Source organism: Seonamhaeicola marinus, from assembly GCF_008085455.1.
Window position 1 is genome coordinate 1 of the sequence record NZ_VSDQ01000378.1, and the last position, 563, is coordinate 563.

Here is a 563-nt window from a genome sequence, read left to right on the forward strand (position 1 = left end):
GTTTCCTTTTAAATTTTGAGCCAAAGTTTGGTTCGTATCAATTAAATATTTGTACTTAATACTGCCATCAGCTTGCTCATCTTCATCTATACCATGGTGTGTTTCACTCCACCAACTATTATAAATATTATTATCATGATTACCTGCTGATGATACTGCTACTTTGAAAAAGTCAGGATATACTAACATGGCTGCTGTTGACATGAATCCGCCTCCTGAGTGTCCTGTGATTCCTACTTTGTTTATATCAATAAAACCATGTCTATCTGCTAATTGTTCTGCTACATACTTTTTATCGGCCAATCCATAATCTCTTAAATTTCCATAACCATAAGTATGATACCATTTTGAGCGCCTAGGATCTCCTCCTCTATTACCCAAAGTAACAACTATAAAACCTACTTGCGCCAACCTATCTACATTATCCATTCTAACAGAAAAAGACGCATTTACAGCCTCAGTTTGTGGCCCTGGATATACATATTCTATAATAGGATACTTTTTATTTTCGTCAAAATCAAAAGGTTTATACATTACGCCATAAATATTAGTAATACCATCAC

At 34.5% G+C, this 563-nt stretch carries 1 protein-coding gene; it reads right to left on the reverse strand.

The features are described 5' to 3' along the window. Positions 1-563 (reverse strand): alpha/beta hydrolase family protein (locus FUA24_RS05025; protein WP_148540288.1); only part of this gene is annotated, 563 nt, incomplete at both ends.